Origin of the sequence: Pseudomonas sp. Xaverov 83, from assembly GCF_019352905.1 — a bacterium.
GTDB lineage: Bacteria > Pseudomonadota > Gammaproteobacteria > Pseudomonadales > Pseudomonadaceae > Aquipseudomonas > Aquipseudomonas yamanorum.
The window spans coordinates 1-1,389 of record NZ_JAAAFU010000063.1 but is presented as its reverse complement, the minus strand read 5'-3'; the positions used below and the strand labels follow the sequence as shown (position 1 = coordinate 1,389).

Annotated in this window: 1 protein-coding gene; it reads right to left on the bottom strand. The window is 56.1% G+C overall.

Going from position 1 to position 1,389, the window contains the following annotated elements; translation table 11 throughout:
* Positions 1 to 10: 10 nt before the first annotated feature.
* Positions 11 to 1,342, bottom strand: coding sequence for an IS4 family transposase (locus K0H47_RS19985; protein WP_219273487.1), 1,332 nt, complete (start codon positions 1,340 to 1,342; stop codon positions 11 to 13).
* Positions 1,343 to 1,389: the final 47 nt, after the last annotated feature.

Here is a 1,389-nt window from a genome sequence, read left to right as displayed (position 1 = left end):
GTAATGCTGTTCACTTAAGCGGAGCAGCCTTACGGTCTACTGGAAATCGGGTTTTTGAGATCTTCACCGTCCTTGGCCTCGAAGGCCTTGGACGGTGATCCAGAAACAATCCTCCGATACCTGCCCTTAACTCTGCCAATCGTCTCCCTGTCGCTGAAATCGGGTTGGCCGCAGCCATCACAATCAATTGCACCGCGATGTACTGACAAGCCGGTTTGAAACGGATGTCCGAGGGCGCTCGGCCAAACGCCACCGCTGCCTGACTGGCTTCCCGACGAATTACGTTGTAAGCCAGCAAAAGTCCCCACACCTCCTGATAAATCAGCTCGACTTTTTTGCTGCGCAAGGTCATAGCGTTCTGTTGCATCGAACTCTTGATGTCCCTGAAGCCCAGCTCGATCTCCCAGCGTTCCTGATAAAGCGTGGCAACGGCCTTGGTGTTGTAGGTCTCGGCCGGCAAGGACGTCATGACGGTCTTCACTTTGCCTTGTATTTCATAGCTGACTTCACGTACCTCCCAGTGCGATGGAAGGACCGGATTTCGCTTTCTGGCCTGCGGTGAGACTTTCATGCGCACCAAACGGTCATGCACGCTGTAACGGGCCACTTCCTCACAGACCAGTCCTTTTTTTGCCGGGATCAACCAATGACGGTGGGTGCCCGAACGGCTCAAACTCGACAGTAGCTCGGCGCCCCAGAACCCTTTGTCGAACAGCGTCACTGAGTGGTCGGGAATCTGCTGCAAAAACTCGTCGGCCAAGCGCATTTCACTGCGTCGGTAAGGGCTCAATTGAGCATCCAGGATCACATGCGAACGCACATTCATCAGCGCCACCAGGCGCAGCATGGGAAACGGTGTCTGGCGCTCACTCGGGGTGTTTCCCGATCCAAAGTGATCTCGCAGCTCGGGCGTATCCGGAGTGCGTAAAAGTGCACCGTCCACCGCGAATACCTGCAGGTCGTGCCAGGCATCATCGTCGTAGCGCTCCGCCCCCCATTGAGTACCGGTCTTGCGAAACAGCCACTCAACAGGATCGGCACCGAGCCGCTTTCGCGCCTCGGTCACACCGCTGCGGGCCAACAAGTGGTCAGAAGCCAGGCCTTGGGCGCAGATGTTCAAACGTCTGGCCACTTCGTGAACCGGCTCATCTCGAAATAGCGCCATCCCCAGTACCAACCAAAGCACTTGATCAGCGGGCAGGCGACGCCGGCGAATGGTGGCCTGACTGGAAAGATCCAGCGCAGACGCTACCCACTCAATGGGAATATTTTGGGTAAAGGTGCTCAGGTCGCAGAAGTTGAAAAGGTCGCCGAGGTCAAGCAGGTCCTGTTGAACAGACATAAAAAATCCGATGCCAGAGGTCTGGTATCGGATTTTCTAGGAAGCCC

Bases quoted from the DNA above. Each gene is read 5' to 3' on its own strand.
- K0H47_RS19985 (WP_219273487.1), bottom strand. From the start codon at position 1,342: ATGTCTGTTCAACAGGACCTGCTTGACCTCGGCGACCTTTTCAACTTC.